This window comes from Paenibacillus ihumii (assembly GCF_001403875.1).
Classification (GTDB): Bacteria; Bacillota; Bacilli; order Paenibacillales; family Paenibacillaceae; genus Fontibacillus; species Fontibacillus ihumii.
Genome location: NZ_LN884299.1, coordinates 315,514 through 339,956 on the forward strand (window position 1 = coordinate 315,514; position 24,443 = coordinate 339,956).

At 52.2% G+C, this 24,443-nt stretch carries 10 protein-coding genes; 5 read left to right on the forward strand and 5 right to left on the reverse strand.

Going from position 1 to position 24,443, the window contains the following annotated elements:
- Positions 1 to 657: 657 nt before the first annotated feature.
- Complete coding sequence (gene pulA / locus BN2762_RS09255; protein WP_055106731.1) at positions 658 to 9,774, reverse strand: type I pullulanase; 9,117 nt, start codon at positions 9,772 to 9,774, stop codon at positions 658 to 660.
- A gap of 532 nt (positions 9,775 to 10,306) precedes the next feature.
- Between pulA (BN2762_RS09255) and BN2762_RS09260 the strand changes: the two genes are divergently transcribed.
- From BN2762_RS09260 to BN2762_RS09275, 4 genes are all read left to right on the forward strand, one after another.
- A complete protein-coding gene (locus BN2762_RS09260; protein WP_055106732.1) occupies positions 10,307 to 11,338 on the forward strand; it encodes a LacI family DNA-binding transcriptional regulator in 1,032 nt (343 codons plus the stop codon).
- A 160-nt stretch (positions 11,339 to 11,498) separates the two neighbouring features.
- A complete protein-coding gene (gene pgmB / locus BN2762_RS09265; protein ID WP_055106733.1) occupies positions 11,499 to 12,161 on the forward strand; it encodes a beta-phosphoglucomutase in 663 nt (220 codons plus the stop codon).
- A 260-nt stretch (positions 12,162 to 12,421) separates the two neighbouring features.
- Positions 12,422 to 14,740 (forward strand): glycoside hydrolase family 65 protein, encoded by a 2,319-nt coding sequence (locus BN2762_RS09270; RefSeq protein ID WP_055106734.1) that lies wholly within the window; start codon positions 12,422 to 12,424, stop codon positions 14,738 to 14,740.
- Between the two features lie 351 nt (positions 14,741 to 15,091).
- Entirely contained in the window at positions 15,092 to 15,946 is an 855-nt protein-coding gene (locus tag BN2762_RS09275) for an AraC family transcriptional regulator (RefSeq protein WP_187386588.1), read from the forward strand.
- 103 nt (positions 15,947 to 16,049) lie between these two features.
- Here the strand turns inward: BN2762_RS09275 and BN2762_RS09280 are convergent, their stop codons facing one another.
- The 4 genes from BN2762_RS09280 to BN2762_RS09295 all read right to left on the reverse strand — a co-directional run bounded on the left by BN2762_RS09280 (position 16,050) and on the right by BN2762_RS09295 (position 22,872).
- Entirely contained in the window at positions 16,050 to 16,628 is a 579-nt protein-coding gene (locus BN2762_RS09280; protein WP_055106735.1) for an LOG family protein, read from the reverse strand.
- Between the two features lie 747 nt (positions 16,629 to 17,375).
- Positions 17,376 to 19,352, reverse strand: coding sequence for a type I pullulanase (pulA, locus tag BN2762_RS09285; RefSeq protein WP_055106736.1), 1,977 nt, complete (start codon positions 19,350 to 19,352; stop codon positions 17,376 to 17,378).
- Between the two features lie 96 nt (positions 19,353 to 19,448).
- Positions 19,449 to 20,591, reverse strand: a complete 1,143-nt coding sequence (locus BN2762_RS09290) for a LacI family DNA-binding transcriptional regulator (RefSeq protein WP_055106737.1) — start codon at positions 20,589 to 20,591, stop codon at positions 19,449 to 19,451.
- Positions 20,592 to 20,754: 163 nt separating this feature from the next.
- Positions 20,755 to 22,872 (reverse strand): DUF6359 domain-containing protein, encoded by a 2,118-nt coding sequence (locus BN2762_RS09295; RefSeq protein ID WP_055106738.1) that lies wholly within the window; start codon positions 22,870 to 22,872, stop codon positions 20,755 to 20,757.
- 205 nt (positions 22,873 to 23,077) lie between these two features.
- Between BN2762_RS09295 and BN2762_RS09300 the strand changes: the two genes are divergently transcribed.
- Positions 23,078 to 24,403 carry a hemolysin family protein gene (locus BN2762_RS09300; RefSeq protein ID WP_055106739.1) on the forward strand — a complete coding sequence of 442 codons (1,326 nt, stop codon included), beginning with the start codon at positions 23,078 to 23,080 and terminating at the stop codon, positions 24,401 to 24,403.
- The last annotated feature ends 40 nt before the right edge of the window (positions 24,404 to 24,443 follow it).

The following is a 24,443-nucleotide window of genomic DNA, read 5'->3' on the forward strand; positions in this document are numbered from 1 at the left end:
ACGTACATCAACAGGATCAGTAATATATCATTAGTAACAGGAACAAATACAGACACAGTAACGCATCCAGTAGTAACTCCAGCGACAGGTCTAGTAACATTCGTAGTAGCACGTACATCAACAGGATCAGCAATATATCATCAGTAACAGGAACAACAACAGACACAATAACACATCCAGTAGCAACTCCAGCGACAAGTCTAGAAACTTGCGTAGTAACACGTACATCAACAGGATCAGTAATATATCATTAGTAACAGGAACAAATACAGACCACAGTAACATGTCTAGAAACTCGCGTAGTAGCACGTACATCCATAGGCTCAGCAATATACCATCAGTAACAGGAACAAATACAGACACAGTAACATATCCAGTAGCAACTCCAGCAACATGTCCAGTAACACGCGTAGTAACACGTACATCAGCAGGATCAGCAATATGTCATCAGTAACAGGAACAACAACAGGCACAGTAACATATCCAGCAGCAACTCCAGTAACATCTACAAACTAGCCCACCAAAATATTAGCGGTACTATGCCAATTAGCGCTATCCCAAACTATACACAGCAAGTAACTGATACGAGTATCCACGTTACTAAAAAGACCCTTGAGCAGGACAATCCCGCTCAAGGGTCTCTTGTTATGCTGCTGTTTAATACTGCAGGAGATTCCAAATAGCTTGTGCGCTTTCTGCGCGGGTCAACTGATCCTTCGGTGCAAAAAGACCGCTGCCTTTGCCGTTCAGAAGGCCTAAAGCCGCTGCTTCCGACACTGCCTGCTGTGCCCAAGGAGCAGCACTATCGCCATCCTTAAATGCGGCAGATATTGTTCGAATAGAGTCTGCCTCTATTTTTTGCCCGTCGATAGTGCCATTTGCATCAACAGTACCGTTAATTTTCCCAATTCCATCCGGACTGTTCTTGCCATGATCGTCATTCATTACTGTATAGGCTCTAATTAGCATAACAGCCATTTCCTCTCGGGTAATTGCATCATGGCTGCCAAATGTGCCATCGGTACGCCCTTTTACAATACCAGTTGCACCGGCGGCTGCAACCGCATCAGCATACCACGCTGAGGTAGGAACGTCACGATAAATCACGCTAGCTGAAAACTCATGCTCTAGCTGTTGCTTCAACAGCGCCTGATTCTCAGCGTGTAATGCCCGGACGAGCATTGCAGTAAATTCCGCTTTCGTCACGCTTGTTGAAGGTGCAAACGCATCCTCCGATACTCCAATAATAATCTGCCGGGCAGCCAACTGTTTAATCACATCGCTTGCCCAATGGTTTGAAGGAACGTCACTGAATATTTTGTTATAGCTTACGAGCGCAAGCTTGCCTAATGCGTTCAGCTCCGCTGACAATCCCGCCTCCGAGCGGGTTGCCCCCTTATACTGAAGCATACCTTCGTCAGTAAAGCGGTATATGCCCAGCATCCCATGCAATTCTCCTATAGCCGCTGCTGCTTCATCTCGAGCTGCTGCATCTGGTGCTGCTGCATCCATATTAAAGTGTATATACAGAGGGGTAGAATACTTATCGGGAGCCAATGCTTTTCCATCGCCTGCCACAACATACAGTGCCAGTTCATATACTTTTCCGTGTACCGTCAGGGCTGCTCCTTCCCTCTGTTCTGCCAGCTCTAAAAGCCTCCGTCCTTCCTCATCCGCCAAAGTCCGGAACGAGAAAACGATTTTGGCGTTCTCCAAAGCCATATAGTCGACATTATCTAGCCCATGGCCTAAATCACCGCTAGATATACTGGCCGGTATGCCCCCGGATATGCTGCTCGGTATACCGCTCAATATGCTGCCCGATGCACCACTCGTTAGACCATTCTGGATTATGCTCGCATGGCCATTTGATGTACCTTTCTGGAGTATGCTCCCATAGTTACTTGATTTACCACCCTGGCTTATGCCCTCATGGCCACCTGATGCACCACCCTGGTTTGTGCCCTCATATCCACCTGATGCACTAACCTGGTTTATGCCCCCATGTCCACTCAACGCATCATTCTGCGTGCTGCTCGGGATCAGGCCGATTAGCTGCTTTACCACAGCGGCGGATACATCTAACGTGAATGACTCCGTCTTAAATCTGAGTCCGTTGTTGCCGTTCAGCGCAGCGGCGTTTGCGGGCAGTTGGATTTTGCTTTTGCCTGGCTCGGCTATGATTGTGACTAGGCCATTCTCCGCAACCGGGGCTTTTACAATCTGTACATTCGCAGGCTGCCCTATGTCGCCGCTGTCATCGCTTTCATCTCCGCCGTGGTTCGCCTCAGTACCGCAGCTGGCATCCAAACGGCCATTCCCGCCGACGCTGCTGATACTCCCTCCTGTGCTACTATTTCCTCCAGTGCTACTACTGCCTCCAGTGCTACTACTTCCTCCAGCACCGCTGCTTCCCCCGGGATTGCCGCTTCCTCCGCCGCCATTATTTTCTCCGCAACCATTGCCTCCCCCACTGCCACTGCCACTGCCACTGCCGCTGCCACTGCCGCTGCTGCCGCCTGGCGTAGATGGCGAAGAGCCGGAATCCCCGTTTCCAGGCTCCTGCGGTTTCCCTGCACGCGGGGCGGACAGTACGACGGTTCCGCCTTGATCCTTGCCGGGAATGGTCACGGACACGTTGCCGCCAGCTGAGACCGTGTATTTGCTCTGGCTGTACTCATCCGTCAGGATCGTTCCCGCGGCAAAAGGCACTTTGAACTCGGCCTCGGCTGCCTCCGCTTTCGTATTCAATCCGACGATCACCGTGTCATCCCCATGCGTCCTGGAGAAGATGACATACCCGCCAGCGTCTGATCCGCTGAGCTTCGTCCTCGTTCCCTTGGAAAATACCTTCGAATGCTTCGCGCGAATACGCAGCAGCTTCATATAGTGATCGTGGATATCCATTGCCTCAGCATCGCGTCTGTCAACTTTATGCCAAGGCATATCATCCCGATTCCCGCTAAACTCGCCTAGATCCATGTCGCCTGCCGTTCCACCCGATTGCCCCAATTCCTCACCGTAGTAAATTACCGGCTGGCCTTTGCTCGTGATTTGCAGCGCTGCCGCTACCTTCAGCTTGCCGATGTCCCCGTCCACATAGTGAGACAGGAATCCACTCTCATCATGGCTGCTTAAAAACTGCCCAAACGTCCTATCGCTCGTCAGCAATCCGTTTCGCAGCTGCAGGTAAGATTCCACGCTATCGATCTGGCCGTTCACGAAATCCCTGGCTTTCTCCTTAAATTGAAAATCCAATAACGAATCCATCTGTCCATTCCCCAAAACTCCACCGGTATTGCCCGGAGATGCCCCAAAGTACTCGCCGATCAGCTTAAAATCTGGCTTCGCCCTCGTCAGCTCGTTCCTGAAGGCCATCCATGTCGTCTCATCGACATGCTTCACCGTATCCACGCGGAAGTAATCAATCGTGTCTCCGCGATCGGTACGTGCCTTGTTCAGCCAAGCGACCTGCCATTCAATCAGCTTATCTCTGACCTCGGCTTCCTCCGTCTTAAAATCCGGCAATCCGGCCAGTTCACCGCGAACCGTGTCCGTTCCGCCATCGCGCAGCATCCCGGCAAATCGCTCCTGCTCTACCGCCGTCGGATACCCGGGAATCCCCGGCGCCTGATCGCCCTGCTTCATGCCGTAGCCAGCATGGTTCAGCACTACGTCGACCATAATTTTAATGCCGCGGTCATGAGCATTGTCAATGAGCTCCTTGAAATCGTCGATATCGCCAAGATGCTCATCCATGGCTTCGAAGTTTTTCGCCCAGTAGCCGTGATAGCCAAATTGCGGACCATTTTTACCGTGACGTACATCAAAATCAATATTGTCCACAATCGGCGTTATCCAAATCGTGTTGATCCCCAGCTGCTCCAAATAATCGAGCTTTTCGATGATTCCGCGAATATCTCCTCCGTGATAAGCTTCCGGCTGTGACGGATCATAGCTTCCCGGAATCCCGTTCGGATTGTCATTGCCAGGGTCGCCGTTGTAAAAGCGGTCCGTCAGCAGGAAATAGATTCTCGCTTCATCCCAATCGAAATCCAGCGGCGAGTTCCCCGTTCTCGCTCTCACTGTAATTTCAGCTTCACCCTGGTGCTTGTTACCGTATTCATCAACAACCGTAATTCCAATCGTCTTGGCACCAGCCGGAACATGGTCAGATACGGAGATCGTCCGTTCCAACAGCTGCGGATCGATGGCCTCTTTAGCCCCGCCTCCAAGCTCCCGCAAATCTGCATAAGCCTCACGCAGCCCGATGCCCTCATCCCCGGCTATCTTCAGCGCCAGAACTGCGTTTTCGTGGTAAGCAACCGCTCCGTTCAAGCTGGCAGGAGAGATCTCTGCCTGAATATGCAGCTCCGGCCTCCGGAACTCGATCACGGAACGGCCGCCTTCGCGCAGCGGATTTTTCTCATCCAGAACGATGGAATCCCGGCCATGGCGCGTAACCGTGAAATCGTAATAATACTTGCCTGGCTCCACATTTTTCAAAGTATAGACGAAGTATTCATTTTTCGAATCATACACCATGTCATAACTCTGTACATTATGCGCAGCATTCGCAGTATTTGAAACATACAGATCATTCGTTATGTTTGTGTTGTTTGTGTTGTTTGTGTTGTTTGTGTTGTTTGTGTTGTTTGTGTTGTTTGTGTTGTTTGTGTTGTTCGTGCTGTTCACATTATTTACGTTATTTACGTTATTTACGTCACTTCCATCAGTTGCATTAATTGCTTCAGTGACATCAGTTACATCACTCACATCACTTATATCACTTCCATCAGTTGCTTTAATTGCATCACTTACATCTCTTGCATTACTTACATCACGCACAGCATCTGCAGCATTTACATCATTGGCATGGTTAACAGCATTCGCACCATGCATAGGGGACACATTCAGCTTCACGGCCGATATCGTATGCATGGCGTCCTGCCGGTACAGATCGTCATCCCGGTAGTAGAAAACAATGTTCCCGTCGTTCAACGCCGGCCCGCTCACCTCGGGCAAAATATCAATCTCCATGACCATGCTCTGCACATTCACCTTCACAAAGGTCTGCCCGGCTCCGAGCGGAATGCTCCGGTCATCGGGAATATCCTGCTTCGCCGTGCTCCAGTCCGTGCCTTTGCGGATGACAAAGCCGACAGAGCTGCTGTCCGGCGCAGTCTCGATGTTCGCTATAGCAGCGCCATCCCGAACCGTGAAATTCACCTGACCATCACTCACGCCGCCGGTACCCCAAACCCACAGATTCCAGTCCTCATAATTTTGATCGGGCCGTGTGTAGCGAAGCTGTACCGTTTTTTTCTCAAAAGGCAGAACCTGGATCCGCTTCTCCGCCATAAGCCCGCCGATCCGGGCGGTGATCGTAACGCTCCCCGGTCTAAGCCCCGTTACTTCCCCCATACCGCTTACAGTTGCGATGGAGGTGTCCGAGCTGCTCCAAGCCAGCGTCTTGCCCCTCAGCATCTGGCCAAATTGATCCTTCAGCACTGCAGTTAATATTGTAGACTGGGAAGCATAAACTTCGTTCGCCCCCGACAATTCCAGCGTTGTAGGGTGCAAAGTGCCGACCTGCACGACAGCCTCAGCCCTAATCTGGCCGACAGCAGCGGTAATCGTTGCCGTCCCCTCTGCCTTGGCAGTGACTATCCCTCTGTCATTTACGGCCGCAATTCTGCTGTCGGAAGTGCTCCAGCTTATGCTTGCCCCGGTCATCGGGCTGCCCTTCTGGTCGCGGACGACGGCCGTCAGCGAGCGGTTCATGCCTGGTTCCAGCCCCAAAGCATCCGGAGTCAGGTCAATCCTGCCCACCTCCGGCGTGTACACGGTCTCCTCGTCGTACAGCACCATCATCGACAATCCGGCAACCTGAACGCTGCCGGTTACCGGAGTTCCCAGCTTCGCCGTCCCCGCCGCCCGGTCATTGACCACGATATTCCAGGCTGAATCGCCTGGAAGCTTCACGGTCTCGGCCGTCTTGTTAGCGTTGTAAATGACGACGATGTTCTTCCAGGTGTCCCCATTCGCATAATCGGTTAATTGAAACGACACGATATTGCCATCGCTCTTCGTCACCTGCAGGTGCTTCGCAATGGCTTCCTTGGAATTCATCCGGAAGGCCGGATGGCTCTTGCGAAGCTCGATCAAGCCTTGGTAGTAATCGAATATTCGGCTAAAATCACCCTTGTTGTCCCAGCGAATTTGGTTGATCGCGTCCGGGCTGCGATAGCTGTTATGATCGCCGTACTTGGTGCGCAGCAGCTCATCCCCCGCATGCAGGAACGGCACCCCCTGCGAGGTCAGCACGATCCCGTTGGCCAGAAGCGAACGCCTCACGGTTTCGTTATCGAACACGTCCTCTCCGGTTCCGACGTATTTATACGGCTGCGCCGCAGCCACCGCATCCTCGATGCTTCCCCCGCCTTCGAGCACGCCGTCCCGGATGTTCAGCATGCCGAGATCGGCGTCCAGCCCCTGCGTCCTGATGATTTTATCCCAAAGATTCAAATTGTCGTGGGCGGTAACATAGTTGACCGCTTCCGAAGGCTTAGCCGCAAAAGAATCCGTCGCTCCCTTGACCCCAGTCACCACGGCCGCCTCCTGACCGGGCTCGCCCGTTGCGAAGCCTTTGCCGGCGCCGTCGCTGTCCCCTTTGATCGCGCCGCGGACATCGTCGTTAAATACCGCAAATCCTAGATGGCGCTGTGTTCCCTTGATCGTTTTCAAGCTCTGCGGCAGCGGGGTCGGGCCCATATCCCACGGCTCCCCGTACAGGATCAGGCCGGGATCCACCTCCTGATGCAGCTCGCTTGCCACGCTTCTCATCGTGTCGATATCGATCAGGCCCATGAGGTCAAAGCGAAAGCCGTCCACCGCGTACTCCTCGGCCCAATATTTTACGGAATCACGAATATATTTGCTGACCATCGGCCGCTCCGAGGCAATCTCATTACCAACGCCCGTTGCATTGGAGTAGGTTCCCGCATCTGTTGTCCGGTAATAGTAGCCCGGGACGATTTTGTTGAAAGGGCCGTCTTCAATCGAAAAAGTATGGTTATACACAACATCCATAACGACTCCGATGCCCTCGTCATGCAGGCTCTGAACCATCTCCTTGAATTCGCGGATTCTCGCAGCAGGATCCCCGGGATCGCTGGAATAGGACCCTTCGGGAACATTGTAGTTCTGCGGATCATAACCCCAATTGTATTTCGGAGCATCGGAGGACGGATCATCCACTGCCAGTTCATTCACCGTCTTGAAATCATAGGCCGGCAGAAGGTGAACATGCGTAACGCCGAGTGCTTTTAGATGATCGATGCCCGTAGGAAGACCCTGGGAAGTCGTTGTTCCTCTCTCCGTAAAAGCCTTATATTTCCCTTTATGTGCCATTCCCGAATCCGGGCTGATCGAGAAATCACGAATGTGCAGCTCATACAGCACCGCATCGGTAGGCTCGACGAGCTGCGGCTTCTTCTCCGGCGTCCATGCCGCGGGATTCGTATCCTTAAGCTCGATAATGGCGGTACGCTGACCGTTCGCCGACACAGCCGCCGCATACGGATCTACCGCATAGTTGACCGTTCCGTCCGCAAACTCGACCTTGTACATATAGAATTGACCTTTCAAATCGCCAGACACCGTGCCCGACCAGACGCCATTTGCCGAACGGCTCAGCGCATGCTCTCTCCCGCCCGAATGATCGGTGACCAGGCCGTTCCTGTTGTAATCGCCCGCGCTGCTGTACAGCGACACGCTGACATGGGCTGCGGTAGGAGCCCATACCTTGAACGTGCTGCCTGACGGCGCATAAGTTAACCCAAGGTCGCTCCCAGCGTAGTAAAAAGACGGATCATCCAAAATTTTACGCATCGTAACTGAAGTTGGCGCTAAATTCGCCGTCTGCAGCGTATACAAATGAGTAACATCAAATTCCTGCGGATCATTCAACGTAATTCTGAGCTTGCGGTCGCTCAGCTTAGCAGCACTCACAGACAGCTTGCGGTTTCCTTCGGTAATATCCGTCAGCTGCACCGTGCTTGCATCATCCTCTGTTAAGGCGCTGCTGCTTTCAGCGATCAATGTATCCAGACCGTCGGCCATAACGGCGCTGAACTTAGACGAAGTATCCGGCCTAGTGAAATACACGTTCGGGTCGTTCTCCACCATGTATACGTCAACTTCGGTCTGTCCTTCAGGCATTTCCACCTTGCGGTCCATCTCCTGTGCGCTCCAGTCATTGCCGGGAACACTCAAGCGCGTGAGGACGCCGATTTTTGGCAAGACGGATGCATAAGTACCGACTGCAAAGCCTTCAGCATCCACGCCTGTAAACGGATAGCCGCTTCCATCCTTCCCTTCCGGCCAAATCCACATATTCCAATCGCTCTGCCTGCCGTCATGGCGGAAGTAATGCAGATTGAAGGTGTATAGGCCCGAGGCCGCCGTCAGCTCCTTCTCGCTGCGGTATCCCGCATGCTCAGCAACGATCGTAAATTTCGCTGCCGCTGCATCATCCGCGATGACCAGCTTGCCCCCGGTTATCGTAATCCCGGCCAAGCCGCTCTCCTTAAGCGACCACTGCGGCGAGACGCTGTCCGCCGTCCCATCGGATCGGACAAGCGCTGCCTTTAGCTCTAGGGAGCTCCCCTTGGCAGCGGTATCCGGCACCCCGATTTGGATGCCTGGAACATGTACGACGGAGTTGCCATCCTGTTGCAGAGGATTTAGCGGATCCGTAAAATCATCCTCCCACTGCACGCGGCTCGAATTGAATTTGTACGGATAAGAGCCTGGTGCTAAGGCCATCGTGGCCGAGAATACCCCTGCCCCATCCTTCGCCATGGCCTCGCTCTTCTCCGGGGACCAGCCGTTCATCGATCCGATGACATACAGCTCGTTCCCGGTATGGGTATTGTTGTTGAAGGTTACGGTCCCGTCTCCATTTATAACCGGGCTGGCCAGAATCCTATCGACAACCTTTAAATCGAGCTCAGTAATCATATCCTCATACACGGCCGATATGACCGTGCTTGCTCCAGCTGCCGCGTGATCGGCAACCTCCACCTTGCCGCGGACAACCGAAATCTCGGACGGCTGGCTCGATGACCAGACTGCATGGTCCGTCAAATCCTCGGCCGTGCCATCCGCGAGAATTCTAACTGCCCGCAGCTCCAGGCCTTGCCCTTTGACGACTTCTTTTCCAGGCGAGTGCCCGGCATCGTCCCGTATGCTCAAGCTATGAATCGCCGAGTTCACACTAATCCTGGACGCATTGCGGGGATCGGCGTAAGAAGCGTTCCAATCTCCGTCCACTGTCGAAAATTTATATTCGACGACGCCTTTATTCGCGATAAAATCCGTTTTCGGAATAGTGTATGAATACACATTCATTCGGGTTCCATTCTCGATGTAAGAGCTTACTGCCGTCATTTCTATAAACTGATTCCAGCGGGATGCGGCAAAGCTCCCCACCACGTACAGCTTCCTCGCCTCCGTAATTCCGGTGACGGTTACAGACCCATCTGGATGAAAAAGAGGGCTCTGCTCCTGTTCTGTGACTCTGGTGGCAGTTGCAGAACCGTCCTGACGAAACAGAGGGCCCTGCTCCTGTTGGTTCTGCATTCCTTGCTGGGAGACCGGTAATGACCGCAGATCAGCTTGGCCGAACGCCTGACCGATCCCAAGCAGGTTAACCAGCATCAGCAGGACTAGACTTAGCGCCACGATACGAAATGACTTTTGAACACCCATAATAAGCAATAGCTCCTTTCGCTGTCATAGAATTTTTGAACCGTAAATTGCCTCAAAGCTGACGGCTGCTAATGCGCACCCCCCTTGTGTCTTTTTCCAGCATTTCAATTTCTGTTCAACCTTCTCCCACTATGCAGCACAATACCTCGCTCGGAGCTGCGCACAGTGTGCATTCAAGCTTCAAAGCGCAAACGTTACCAACACGGGGTGAAAAATTCCTTGTATGACTCCCGAAAAATATGTAAGCGCTGTATCTGCACTAACAATATAACTTAAGCGTTTAACTTAATTAAAACGTTTGCATTGACCGTTTATTGCAGGTTTTAGTTTTTTTCCTCGCTTTATCTCTCGATTTCTCCGAATTTCCTTTATATTTGCTTCCATCATTTTTTTAACCGGAATTTGGAAATGTCTCGTCATTTATCATCCTAATGCCTCTGAATCTGATACTTTATCGGGGATTATCTATTTACTTTCGCTAGCCTTTGGATTAAGATTACAGTGTAAGCAAACGGTTCCACAGGAGGTCATTATGGCTGTAACCATTAAAGACGTTGCAAGAAAGGCCGGAGTATCTCCCTCCACCGTGTCCCGGGTGCTGTCCAATCATCCAAGAATCAGCACGGAGACTTCCCAGAAAGTAAGAGCCATTATGGAGCAGCTTGGCTACCATCCCAACATTATGGCGAAGAGCCTGGTGTCCAAGACGACGAACAGCATTTGCATCATGCTCCCGAAATCGGCCGAAGAATTGTTCTCGAATTACTTCTTTATGGAATTGATCCGCGGCATCGTCACCCAGGCAAGCCGTTTGGGATATGATGTACTTATCAGCTCGGGGGCCAATGAGAAGGAAGAGGTTGAAGGCGTCTCCAGATTGCTTAACGGACGCAGGGTCGATGGGGTCATCCTGCTCTATTCCAGAACGGACGATCCGGTCATTGATTTCCTGGAGGAGCATGGCCATCCGTTCGTCCTGATCGGACGGAGCGACAAATATCCCGACATTCTGTCCGTGGATACCGACAATGTTCAAGCATCCTACGATGCCACAAAGCATCTCATTTCACTAGGACATGAACGAATCGGCTTCGTCAGCGGACCGCCGGAGCTTGTCGTCTCGAAGGACCGGCTGAAGGGCTACATGAAGGCTCTTGCCGATGCCGGATTGGAGTCCCGCCCCGAATGGATCGTTGAAGGTGAATTTCTGCAGGAAAGCGGCTATCGGGCTATGTCGTTCTTCATGAATCTTCCGAATCGGCCGACCGCCCTCGTCCTGATCGATGATGTCGTCGCCTTCGGGATTTTGCGCGGCCTGCATGAGCTTAAATACAAAGTGCCTGAGGATTTGTGTCTGGTGAGCTTTAACAATATCCCGCTATCGGAATTGTCAACGCCGCCGCTGAGCAGCGTGGATATCGGTATTTACAACTTGGGATATACCGCCTCCCAGGTACTGATCCAGTCGATCAAGAACAACCAGGACGCTTCCTACCCGAAGCGACAGATCATTCCGCACCGATTGATGATCCGTGAATCATCTATCCATTCCGTCCGCCCATAAGCGGAGAATGTTGAAGCAGAATGATGAAGCTGTTAGCTTTCAAGGATAGGGCTTCATGCTCTCACGCTGAAGCTCTGTCCCCTTTACAATATTTGAAGCCTTGCTGCTTCATTTATTTTTTGACATTTTGTTCAAACGTTTGCGCTAAGGAGGAGAGGTTATGACCTCAATCAAAGCATGTCTCTTTGACCTGGACGGAGTCCTTGTCGACACCGCCAAATATCATTACCTTGCCTGGAAACGGCTCGCTGATGAGCTGGGATTCACATTCACCGAGCAGGATAACGAGAAGCTCAAGGGGGTCAGCCGCATGGCTTCCCTGGACATTCTGCTCAGCATTGGCGGCCTGCAGTTCGATGACGCCAAAAAGGATGAGCTTGCCGAGCGAAAAAACAACTGGTATTTCGAATCCATTTCCAAAATGGATCCTGCGGAAATATTGCCTGGTGCCCTGGAATTCCTCGCAGCCTGCCGGGAAAACGGGCTGAAGACGGCGCTCGGGTCGGCCAGCAGGAACGCAATGACGATTCTCAACAATACCGGCCTGACCCCCTACTTCGATGCGATCATCGACGGGACGCATACGACGAATGCCAAGCCCGATCCAGAGGTATTCCTACTGGGAGCAGCGGCCCTCTCCGTCCCTTCGGGGCAGTGCGTCGTCTTCGAGGATGCTGAAGCCGGGATTGAAGCGGCGCACCGGGCCGGCATGAGCTGCGTCGGAATCGGCTCGCCCGACACGCTGGGCACGGCCGAGCTGGTGATCCCTTCGCTCCGGGAAATGACGGTAGAGCGCTTGAAGGAACTGAGCATGGCGCGTTAGCAGCATGGCGTGTTTGCATGGTTCATCAGCATGGTGCGTTAGCATGGTGCGTTAGCATGGCTCGTCAGCATCGCGCGTTTGCATCGTACGTCTGTATGATGCATTAGCATGGCTCGCCAGCATAGCGCTCTAGCATGCGCATTCGCATAGCGCGTTTGCATCGTACGTCAGCATGGCTCATTAGCCCGCCTTGCCGTGCTGCCAACCCGAAATGAAAGAGCAATACTATTTCATCATATGATTAAAGGAGTCTGGTTATCGTGAAACAATATCTGAAAATCAATGAATGGTCGATCATTGAAGAGTCCTTCGATCCGTCGACACATGAAATATCCGAAAGCATATTCAGCATCGGCAACGGATTCATGGGCCAGCGCGCCAACTTCGAAGAGAAATACAGCGGCTCTTCCCTGCAGGGCAGCTATATGGCCGGGGTCTATTACCCGGACAAGACACGCGTCGGCTGGTGGAAGAACGGCTATCCCGAATATTTCGCCAAAGTGCTGAACAGCACGAATTGGATCGGGATCAATGTATTTCTTGACGGCCTCGAGCTGGATCTGGCGAAGTGCAAGGTCCGCGACTTCGTGCGCGAACTGAACATGAAGGAAGGCACGTTGTCGCGCCGCTTCATAGCGGAGCTCGAGGATGGCAAGCAGCTCCAGGTGAACGCGCTGCGCTTCGTCAGCATGGCCCGCCATGAAATCGGAGCGATTCGCTATGCGATTACCCCGCTGAACTTCAGCGGTACAATCCGCCTTGTCCCTTACCTGGACGGAGACGTGCAGAACAAAGACTCGAACTATGACGAGAAGTTCTGGCTAGAGGTGGAGAAGGCAGCAGGCGCAGAGCAGTCTTACCTGACGCTGAAGACGAAGAAGCTGGATTTCCATGTCACCTCGGTGATGGCGTTTGAGGTTTTCAAAGACGGCAGCAAGCTGCAGCTTACTCCTGCCCTGGAGGAGCGCGACAAATTCGTCTCCAGTGAAGTGGCGGTCGAGGCACTCGCCGGGGAGCAGATCACCCTGTACAAATACGTGGCCAACGTCACTTCCCGTAACTATGGCCTGGGCCAGCTGGTAGAGGCAGGCGCAAAATCGCTAGGCGCAGCCAAGGCAGCCGGGTTCGACGCGCTGCTTCGCGAGCAGGTCGATACCTGGGCCGCGAAATGGAGCGAGAGCGACATTATCATCGAAGGCGACGAGTCCGCGCAGCAGGCAATTCGCTTCAATATTTTTCAGTTGAATCAGACCTACACTGGCGAGGACGACCGGCTGAACATCGGGCCTAAGGGCTTTACAGGGGAAAAATACGGCGGCAGCACCTACTGGGATACGGAAGCCTATTGCCTGCCGTTCTATCTCAGCACTGCGGATTCCAGCATTGCCCGCAACCTGCTCATTTACCGCTACAAGCATCTGGAGAAGGCGAAGGAGAATGCGCGCAAGCTGGGCTTTACCAAAGGCGCCCTCTATCCGATGGTGACGATGAATGGCGAAGAGTGCCATAACGAGTGGGAAATCACGTTCGAGGAGATCCACCGCAACGGCGCCATTGCTTACGCGATCTACAACTATGTCAACTATACCGGCGATAAGTCGTATCTCGGCCAATACGGTCTGGAGGTGCTCGTCGAAATTTCACGCTTCTGGGAGGAGCGCGTCAACTTCTCCAAAGACAAGGGCAAATACGTCATGCTCGGGGTTACCGGACCAAACGAGTACGAGAACAACGTCAACAACAACTGGTACACGAACCGGATCGCAGTCTGGACGCTGGAATATACACAGGAGGTCATGCGCTACCTGGAAGAGCATGAACAGGACCGCTATGCGGAGCTGATCGGCAAGCTGGAGCTGAAGGACGAGGAGATCGCCAAGTGGAATGAAATAATCGATAATATGTACTATCCATACGATGAAGAGCGCGGCGTCTTCCTGCAGCAGGACGGCTTCCTCGACAAGGAGATTATCCCGGTCAAAGACCTGAAGCCAGAGGACCTGCCGCTGAACCAGAACTGGTCCTGGGACCGGATTCTCCGCTCCTGCTTCATCAAGCAAGCCGATGTGCTGCAGGGGATTTATTTCCTGGGCGACCAGTTCGACCTGGAGACGAAGAAGCGCAACTTCGATTTCTATGAGCCGCTGACGGTGCATGAGTCCTCCCTGTCGCCATGCCTGCATGCCATCATTGCCTGCGAGCTGGGCTACCAGGAGAAGGCTTATGAAATGTACCTGCGCACAGCTCGTCTGGATCTCGACAATTACAATAACGATACCGAGGATGGCCTGCACATCACGAGCATGGCAGGCACCTGGATGTCCGTCGTTCAAGGCTTCGGCGGCCTGAAGGTGAGGGACGGCGCATTGCAGCTGCACCCGTTCATCCCTTCCCACTGGACATCATTCTCCTTCAAGGTGATGTTCCGGGGAGCCCGCCTCAACGTCAGCGTAACCGAGGACAGCATTACCGTCACCAACGAGACCGAGACACCGGCAGCCATCGTCATCTATGATCGCAGCTATACCGTGAACGGACTCGGTGAAATTCAATACGCCAGATCCTCCGTAAAAATTTAAGATAAGCAAAAAGCGTCCCTGCAGCCATTGCGGCGAGGGACGCTTTTCTCCGTGTTTATGCGCGTTCGGATTCGGGAAGGTCCAGCTTCATTCTGTCCAGCAAGACGGCCGAAAGTATAAAAAATAAAGCTTGTCCTATATACAAACGTGTGGTTGAAAGCATGTATATTAAATGTAATGAAGCCAGTATATGAGATTGAATGCTGGCATGAAGATGAGGACTGAGCTTCTATCACGGCAAAAAGCTATCCGTGGTATTGAAAATTCCAGCAGCCTTGCATAATAGTGCATAAATTGCAAGGCTGCAAGGATCGCTATGCTGTATTTTGATTCCAGGGGAGGATGATCGTGATGGACTGGGTGGAGAGAATGAATCAAGCCATCAGTTATATTGAGGATCATATTACAGAAGAGATTGATTATGAAGCGGCAGCAAAAGCCGCTTGCTGTTCTGTGTACCATTTTCAGCGCATGTTCTCTTTTATAACAGATGTCTCGTTATCGGAATACATAAGAAGGCGGCGTCTATCTCTAGCGGCTTATGAACTCCAAAACAGCAATATCAAGGTGATTGATCTTGCCCTTAAGTACGGGTATGATTCCCCGGAAGCATTTACACGCGCATTTCAAAATTTACACGGCACTACGCCAACAGCAGCGCGTAATCTGGGAACGAAGCTTAAAGCTTATTCGCGGCTGTCCTTTCAAATATCGATTAAAGGAGTTGTAGGAATGAATTACAGAATCGAGGAACTGGGGAGATTCTCAATTGTAGGCGTGCAGCACAGGGTCAATAACAGCGATTCCTTCAATATGATTTCCAATTTATGGAACAATGCTGCGAGAGACGGGGGGTTTGAGGAGCTGTGGGCAATCCAGCAGCCCAACCACAAATTAAGAGGATTGCTGGGAGTATGTGCAGACGGCGACCACGGCAATCATGAAGAGTTTCATTACATTTTGTCCGTTACGTCGGAACTTCGTCTGCCGCCGGAACGAATGGTAAGAAGAGAATTTCCGGAATCCGTCTGGGCCGTATTCGAAGCGGATGGCGGTCCGGAAGGCATCGTGGAGATATGGAAGCGCCTGTATACTGAGTGGCTTCCAGACTCCGCCTATGAGCTTGCTGATTTACCTGCTGTTGAATGTTACCTGCCGCCGGAAGAGAACAGAAATGAGTTATGGATTGCAGTGATTAAAAAATAGAAGGCGATGAGCCCATCCTTCAAAATCACATCCCTCCCCTATGCGATATAAGGGAGGGATGTTCCGAAGCAATAGAAACAGGAGGCTTGAGCCTGAATTCGGCTTAAACGAGCTCCTTCCACTTTTTCTCTAAAGTCTGCGGTTGATAGGATTCCATCTTCTGCAGGAGCTCGGCAGGATCCGGAGAGATATTGATCAGGCTGAGGTGAGAGGAATTGGAGAAGCCCTCTTTCATGCTGTGTTCGACCATTTGGAGCAGCGGATCGTAGAAGCCGCGAACATTCAGAAGACCGATCGGCTTCTTGTGAATGCCGATTTGAGCCCAGCACAGCACCTCGAACAATTCCTCGTAGGTTCCAAAGCCGCCGGGCAGAGCGATGAAGCCGTCGGCCAGCTCCCCCATTTTCGCTTTTCGCGCATGCATCCCGTCTACCTCGATCAGCTCGGTCAGCTCCCTGTGCACCATCTCGCCTGCAAACAGGCCCGATGGCATGACGCCGATCACCTCTCCGCCAGCTGTCATTGCGGCATTGGCCGCCTCTCCCATCAGCCCGATCCTTGAGCCGCCATACACCAGGCGGTACCCATGCTCCGCCAAATAACGCCCGAGCTGTCCGGCAGCCTGCTTGTAGTCTTCATGCGATCCTAAATTTGAGCCTGCAAAGATACAGATTGTTTTCATCCCATCATCTCCTATTTTCTGAATATGCAATTTATAATGAACTGCAAATCATCTTTATTACTATATTTTGCACAACAATTATTTTCAATATGATGTGGTGTGGTTGATAACGGACTGTTAAATCGTGAGACGCCATGCCATGCACGCTGAATGCCGCCCGTGATATTAGTGATACTTGGTGATACCTGCGTTGCGTGAAGTCAAGCAGGTGGTTGCTACCGAGTGGCATAAGTGAGGCCACCTATCCAAATAGTCAGCAATATTCGATATGATGCAAAAGCGGCTCAGCCCCGTAAGTAAGAAGTCTGCCCCAATAGTAATACGGTTTTTACATCGTAGCGCTTGGTTTCATTCAGCTAGCACTTTGATTATTGAGCCGGTGGTTGGTTAGAGATTGTTGGGACGATGGTTATTGGAGTTTGCTGTAGATTATTAGATCGTTGGTGGCGGCCATCCAGCCAGCCCCTGGCTTTACAAGGTCATTTGGAATCTAAATGTATTTTATACAGCTAGTTGGAGCTAGTTTATAAAAAATACATGCGCTAAATGTAACACATGCAGCTAGTTTACCTGGATTGAGCTCATTCATCGAAAAAAACTAAAACTAGATGTAGGGTTTGCAGTTAGCTCCCCCTAACGCGGCCAAAACCGATAAACTAACTGCATGAAATACATTCAGTTATTTAAAAAGTAATCCTCCTACATTATTGCAACATTTCCATCAAAAGAGGCCTTCGGCTATACTAACTATCCCACCATTTCCCCTGCAACCATTATGACAATCATGCCGATGCCGTGTGCCTTCAAGCGGCTGCCCTCCAGTTCAGCAACATGCTCGCCCCCAAAGCGGATCGCCCATCCTCCCAGCTCAGGCAGATCCAGCTGAACTGGCTCAGTTCTGGCGTTATACAGCACATAAATATGCTTGGCGGCATCCCCGCCGGCATGGTCCCGCAGCGTAAACGCTACGCAATGCTCCGGCGCCGGCTCAAAGTACAGATGCTCGCGAATCTGCTGCGCCGTACGCAGGCGGAACGCCGGGTGGCTCCTGCGCAGTGCAATCAGCTCCCTCATATATGCTACATGATTCTGATGTGCGGCACAGCGCTCCCAATCGAGCCAGTTCACCTCCACCGGGGACTTGTAGCTGTTCTCTTCCCCGCCCTTTGTCCTCATGAATTCCTGCCCTGCATGCAGGAAGGGAATCCCCTGGCTCGTCAAAACGATCGCCGATGCCAGCCGATGCATGCTGATTCGGCGTTCCTCGGCGTCTTGGGCTGTGGCGAGAACGATTTTATCCCATAAGGTATGGTTATCATGACACTCGACATAGTTCACCGTTTGGCCCGGCTCCTTCGCAAAGTGGCGGAGCTGCTCATTATAATCAATCGCGCCGGCGACCCCCTTGCGAATTCTGTCCTCATAACCAGCTCCGCCGCTGATGAAGCCCTTCTGGTCAAAGTAGAAAATACTCCCCTTTATAGCGTCCCGGTAGTCATCGTTGAAGTGGCCGATGCCAGGGAGCATGTCGGCATTGTTCTGGTGCGCTCTTTGCTCTTCGGGAAGAACCGTGTCCATGACCCAGCCTTCGCCGATCATAATGATTGAAGGATCCATGCCATCGAGACGCCGCCGGAGCTCATTCATCGTCTCGACATCCATCAGCCCCATCAGATCGAAGCGGAAACCATCCATATGATATTCCCTTGCCCAGTACAGCACCGAATCCACGATGAATTTCCGCATCATCGGCCGTTCTGAAGCGCATTCATTCCCGCAGAAGGAGCCGTCCGACAGCGTTCTGTCCTCTTTATAACGCAGGTAGTAGCCGGGGACAAGCTTGGTGAAATTAATCAAATACCAGTCAAAAACATGATTGTAGACGACATCCATAATGACCCGGAGACCGCGCTGGTGGAGAGCTTGGATCGCCTGCTTGAGCTCGGCCATGCGCAGGCCCGGTACGTATGGGTCGGTAGCATACGAGCCTTCGGGGACGTTGTAATTCTTGGGGTCGTATCCCCAATTGTACTGCGGCTCATCCAGCTTCGTCTCATCCACGCTCTCGGTCGCGTAATCGAAGACCGGCAGGAGCTGAACATGCGTCACGCCGAGCGCGGCGATATGATCCAGGCCTGTCATGATGCCATTCGGCCCGCGGGTCCCGCTCTCCGCAAGTCCAAGGAACTTCCCGGCATGCTTGATCCCGCTATGAGGATGGCTGGACAGATCCTTCACATGCAGCTCATAAATGACCGCATCGACCGCAGCATCAAAGGCGGGCCTCCGGTCATCCTCCCACTGCTCCGGGTTTGTGCTGTGCAAGTCCACAATAGCCGTCCGATCTCCGTTCACCCCCACGGCTCTGGCATAAGGATCGGCCGCTTCGTTCCAATCCTCCCCGATTTTGACGCGGTACGTATAGTAATGCCCTTGATGATCCCCTTCCGCGTTCAATACCCAGGTGCCCTGAACATCGCGCTTCATCGGCAGCGTCATCATTGGCTCCGCATCATCCCATGTGAGGTAGAATACCACATGAGCCTCCGATGCTGTCGGCGCCCAAAGGCGGAATTTACACCCCTCCGGCGTATAGGCCGCACCCAGATCATCGCCGTCATAATAGAACATTTCATCAAACCGCTCATCAAAGACGGATATTCCTCCAGTTACGGCAAGGTCCCCATAATCAACCACTACGTCATGCTCCCGTTGTACCGCCAATTCATTCACTCCATTCCCGAAATATCGAGCGTATAACTTAAACGCTTAAGTTATGATCTGAGCGGCATTATATCACCGTTCATCCGCAAGCGTCAATCAGCCGATAGAGTCACCTGTCACAGGGGCTACATAACTATAATCTTCAATTTCATCATATTCCTTGCACAGCAGCTTCTCCATAACGCCAATCGCCGTCTGGGCCTTGTCATCATTATGAAACACAATACACCGCACTTCCCTAGGAAGCAGATATTCCGCCCCGGCATTGGCAATCACGACCATATCCTCGGTTTGCATGTAGGGCGCGGCCATGACCGCGAGCAACTCATTGACAAAAATCCCCGGTCTCCCCTGCCGTGCTTGGACGTACTGCTCCAGCTCTTCCCGCCTCTCCATTTTGTATACATCGTCCGGACGGAAGGTCTCCGTGAGAGCTTCTTCCATCCCTGAATTATTAAATTTCCCCATAACGAGAAAAGGCTCCTGAACAGCAGTGTTCGAATCGGTTCCTTCATTCTCCTCTCCCGGGCAACCCCTTGTCTGATTACCCTCTGCCGAGTCATCCCTTATCTGATTGTCCCTTGCTTTATCATCTCCTGATTGTTTATATCCTGAAAGTTTGTATCCTGAATATTCACATTCTGACTGTTCGACTCTGGACTGTCCGACCCTGGACTGTTCATCTCCAGACATCCTGCTGCTTCGGGCAATCACTTGCCTGGCCAGCCTGATCGCGGACTTATAATCGGGAACTATCTTTCGAAACATCGTATCGCTGATGTAGCTGTCGATAACGATAATCGGCACTGTAAATTTGCGTGAAATGTTAAAAAAATGCTGCTCCGGCACATCGATGATGAACAGCGCATCGAGCGTTCTTTTTAATATAATATCCAGCTCTACCTGCACGCTGTCCGTGCTGGCCACGATCACATCGTAGCCCCGTTCATTAAGCAGCTCCTGAAGCTTCATCGTCAAGTCATGGTAACGGCTCTTCTGCCAAGGCCTATCGTTCTGATCCTTAAGCGTGACAATCGCAACCAGCTTGGAGGACGCATTTCCTACCAGGCTTCGCGCGGCCATATTAGGCACATATTGCAGCTGCTTGGCTATTTCGAGAATGCGCTGCCGGGTCTCCTCGCTAATTTTTTGCTTCGTATTGTTGTTGAGCACATAGGATACCGTGGCCAAAGATACTTGGGCAGCCTCGGCAATATCCTTCATGGTTACCTTGTTCATTCCTCGCTCCCCCACCCGACGCTTTTGGCTGTCTATTGTTATTCATATCATATCCGAACGGCGCACAAGGCACAAAGCGGAAAATCCCCCTCACCAAGAGTAAAAAAACGGACAGCCCCTGATCAGGACTGTCCGGTGCCAAGCATTCTTGTAGAGAAATGCATTAAGCACTCTTTGCTGCAATGAGAGGCAAGCGGGTCGGCCAGCGATTGGCAATCCCTGCGGCCCGCACCCCGAGCGAAGCTTCGCTATCCGTCAGCATTCTTGCTGCCAGGGGCAGCGGCTCGGCATTCACATTGGCGATCGTAACCGTTCTCGTGATGACATTGGCGCTGCCCTGCTTCAGGCGCAGGCTCGCCGCTCCCGCCTGGTTCGGCTTAAGCTGGACGGTCAGGTCTCTCGAGGCTCTGCCCTGAGCATTGGCCGTCAGGGAGAAATCCGGGCTGTACCCGTAGGCCGACCAGGAGCTGTCGTTATTTCTGAACCGGGCAATTTGCTCGCCTCCGCTGAGATAGATCCCTACCTTGAGGCCGTTCACTGTCTGCCCCGGCGCAAGACCTTCAACAGTCAAGCGAATCGTGAATTCCTCCGCGCTTGGCAGCTGCGATTGGTGAACGAAGGCATATACCGGCTCGACTGCAGGCGGCTGCGAGGAGCCGTAGGAGCCTGGCTTGAAGGTGGACGGATCATACCATTTGTAGCCTGCGGCCGGCGCTGCCCACGGCTCAGGTGCAGGCTCCGTCGAAGCCGAAGGGAGCTCGTAAGCGTGCAGCTGTGTCGGCGCGTCAAGGACAAGTCCCGGCACCTCGCTCAGCGAAGTATAGCTCTCGTTATGAGCCAGCCACTTCACGGTCTGAATGAGGAATCGCCCGTCATCCACTTCCTTGAAGCCGTCATACGTTGTCTTCTTCGCCCCGTTCTCCTCGCGGACGTATTTCGGGGTAGCATCCTCAACGGGCGAGGAATCGCCGATAAAAGCGGCTTTGCCGAGTCCAATCTTGGCGATGGCCGCATACGGACCTTCCGCTCTTCCGCCCCCGTTGTAGTCGCCGCTGTCTACGGCATGGCCCCATTTCGGCACTCCAGTTGGAACGTATACGATGCCCTTCGCCTTCGAAGGATCGATAATCGCCAGCGTGGAGCCGGCATGCATCGCGACCGCGCTGACGCCCGACGTGATTCCGAACGATTGGGAAGGAGCGACGATATCGGTCGCATTCACGTCGCCAAGCGCATTATAGCGGAAGCGTACGCCGAAATGCTCGGCAAGCCAGTCCGAGCTTGTCACGTTCTGCATAGCCGGGGAGGACGCTTCCTCCACGCTCATCCCTTTGGTCGGGAGCTCATAAGCGCCGCGGCGGTAACCGTTGAATACCTCGGAGGAATCCCAGCGGTTCTTGTTGCGGTCCGCATTATAATGATCGGAAATGAAAAATACGGCGCCTCCCTCTTGAACGTATTGTACGATCGCGTCCTGCTCCGCAGCTTTGAAGGGAATGTTCGCTTCGGGAATAACGAATACGTCATAGTCTTTAAGGCGGTTGTACGTAATCGCCGGGCTATCGAATTGATGCGGAGCGGTGCGCTCCAGCGCCTCTACCGCAAACCCGGCCGCCCGCAGCCCATCGGCGAAGTCGGAGAACGCCCCGTCGATGATCCAATCGGCCGCCCCTGCCGTTTGGGCATGGGTGTTATCGAAGAGAACTTTTTTGCCCGTACCGTCAGGCAGTACTGGACTCTCTCCAGATCCTGGCTGCCCAGCATCAGCCAGTTGAATGGCGGATACGCTCTTGAGCCCGGAGAAATGGTTATAAGCCGCAAGCGTTCCTGACACATTAACGCGCTGCCCAATCAAGCCTGGATTGCTTTGCAGTCCAAATTGGGCCCTGAAGCCAGAGGGAATTTGCACATCGATCAGCTTGGCCGAGCTTCGCTCGTCCAGATCATCGGCGATTAAGAAATTATAATCATTCGAGAAAGGACTTTGGAACTTCGCCGTGAGCGAGCCGGTGGCATGTCCGACAATATAACCGCTTACCTGAACGGCTTCGCCGGTGTTTCCCTTGGCGATAGCCTCAGATACAGTCAGCGGCCCGGTATTCGCCTGCCCATCAACACTAACGATGGCTGCGGCATTCCAGTTATTCAGCGCCAGGCTGCTCTGAATCCGCAGCTCCCTAGCCTCGGCGGTATCAGCTGGTGCAAAGCCAACCACCGCGGTTACAGTAAGCGCACCCGAAACTACCCACTGCAGCCACTTTCTTGCCCATTTTTTTCTCATTCGTAATCGATTCCTCCCTCTCTACAATTCATAGAATACCTCCTTATAATAAATGCGAATAAATTCCTTACGATGGTCTTAATGTAAAATAATTGTAAAATATTATTTGTGAAAAAATTGTGTCCTGCATTAGCTTTCCTGGTAAGCATGCTATATAATTAATAATATTTCATATCTTATTTAATAAAAGGAGTAGATGAATCGAATGGATAGTGACAGGCTTTTGGTACTATACTTGGTGCTGGTCGCCATACTAATCGGGTTTACAGCGTTTTTCGTAGCCGTGGAATTCGCGATTGTGCGAGTGAGGGCAAGCCGGGTGGATCAAATGATAGCCGAGGGAAGCAAGAAGGCTCTGTCGGTTAAACAAGTGACTAGCAATCTGGACGGTTACTTGTCGGCCTGCCAATTGGGAATTACGATTACAGCGCTCGGACTTGGATGGTTAGGAGAACCAACAGTGGAGAAAATGCTTCACCCACTGCTCCATAGTTTAAATGTACCTGAAGCAGTAAGCAGCGTTATTTCATTTATCATCTCTTTTGCCGTAATTACTTATCTTCACGTTGTTGTCGGAGAATTGGCTCCAAAGACGATCGCCATCCGAAGAGCAGAGCAGGTTGCTTTGCTTACTGCAAAACCGCTCATTATTTTCACCAAGATAATGCACCCCTTCATTTGGGCGCTCAATGGATCTGCGCTTCAGCTTGTACGCCTGTTCGGCATCAAGCCTGTCAGCGAGCATGAAGAAGCTCACTCTGAGGAAGAGCTGCAGATCATTATTAACGAAAGCTTCGAAAGCGGTAAAATCAATCAAAGCGAATACGGATACGTAAACCGGATATTTGCTTTTGACAATATGCTGGCCAAAGAAATTATGGTTCCGCGCACCGATATGGTGTGCTTATATACAGACAAGACCCGCGAAGAGAACCTGGAGACGATCAAGGAGCAGCAATATACCCGCTTCCCTGTCGTTGAGGGGCATAAGGATAATATCGTGGGGATTATCAATACGAAGCAATTCTTCCTCGCGTACGAGGATAATCCGAACCTGGAGATTTCCTCGATTCTGCAGCCGGTCATGGCGGTGTCCGAGGTAACCCCGGTGAATGAATTGTTAAAAAGAATGCAGCACGAAGGCACTCATATCGCCATATTAATCGATGAATACGGCGGTACGGCCGGATTGATTACCATCGAGGATATCCTTGAGGAAATCGTCGGGGAAATCCGCGACGAGTTCGATAAGGAGGAAGAGCAGCCTATCGTGCACCTGGATGAACACCATGTGGTCGTCGACGGCAAGGTAACGATCAACCAGATCAACGATATCATGCTGACCGAGCTGAATACGGAGGATGTCGATACGATCGGCGGCTGGCTGTACGGCATGAACCCGGAAATGAATGAAGACGAGACGTTCGAGTACCAGGGCCTGGTTTTCAAGCTGCTGGAGAAGGAAGCGCATCGCTTCAGGAAGCTGGAAATTATCAAGCAGGCTGCCGAGCCGCAGGAAGTACAAGAATAACAGTACAATAATTGATGAAAAGAACCTCAATCCCGAAAGT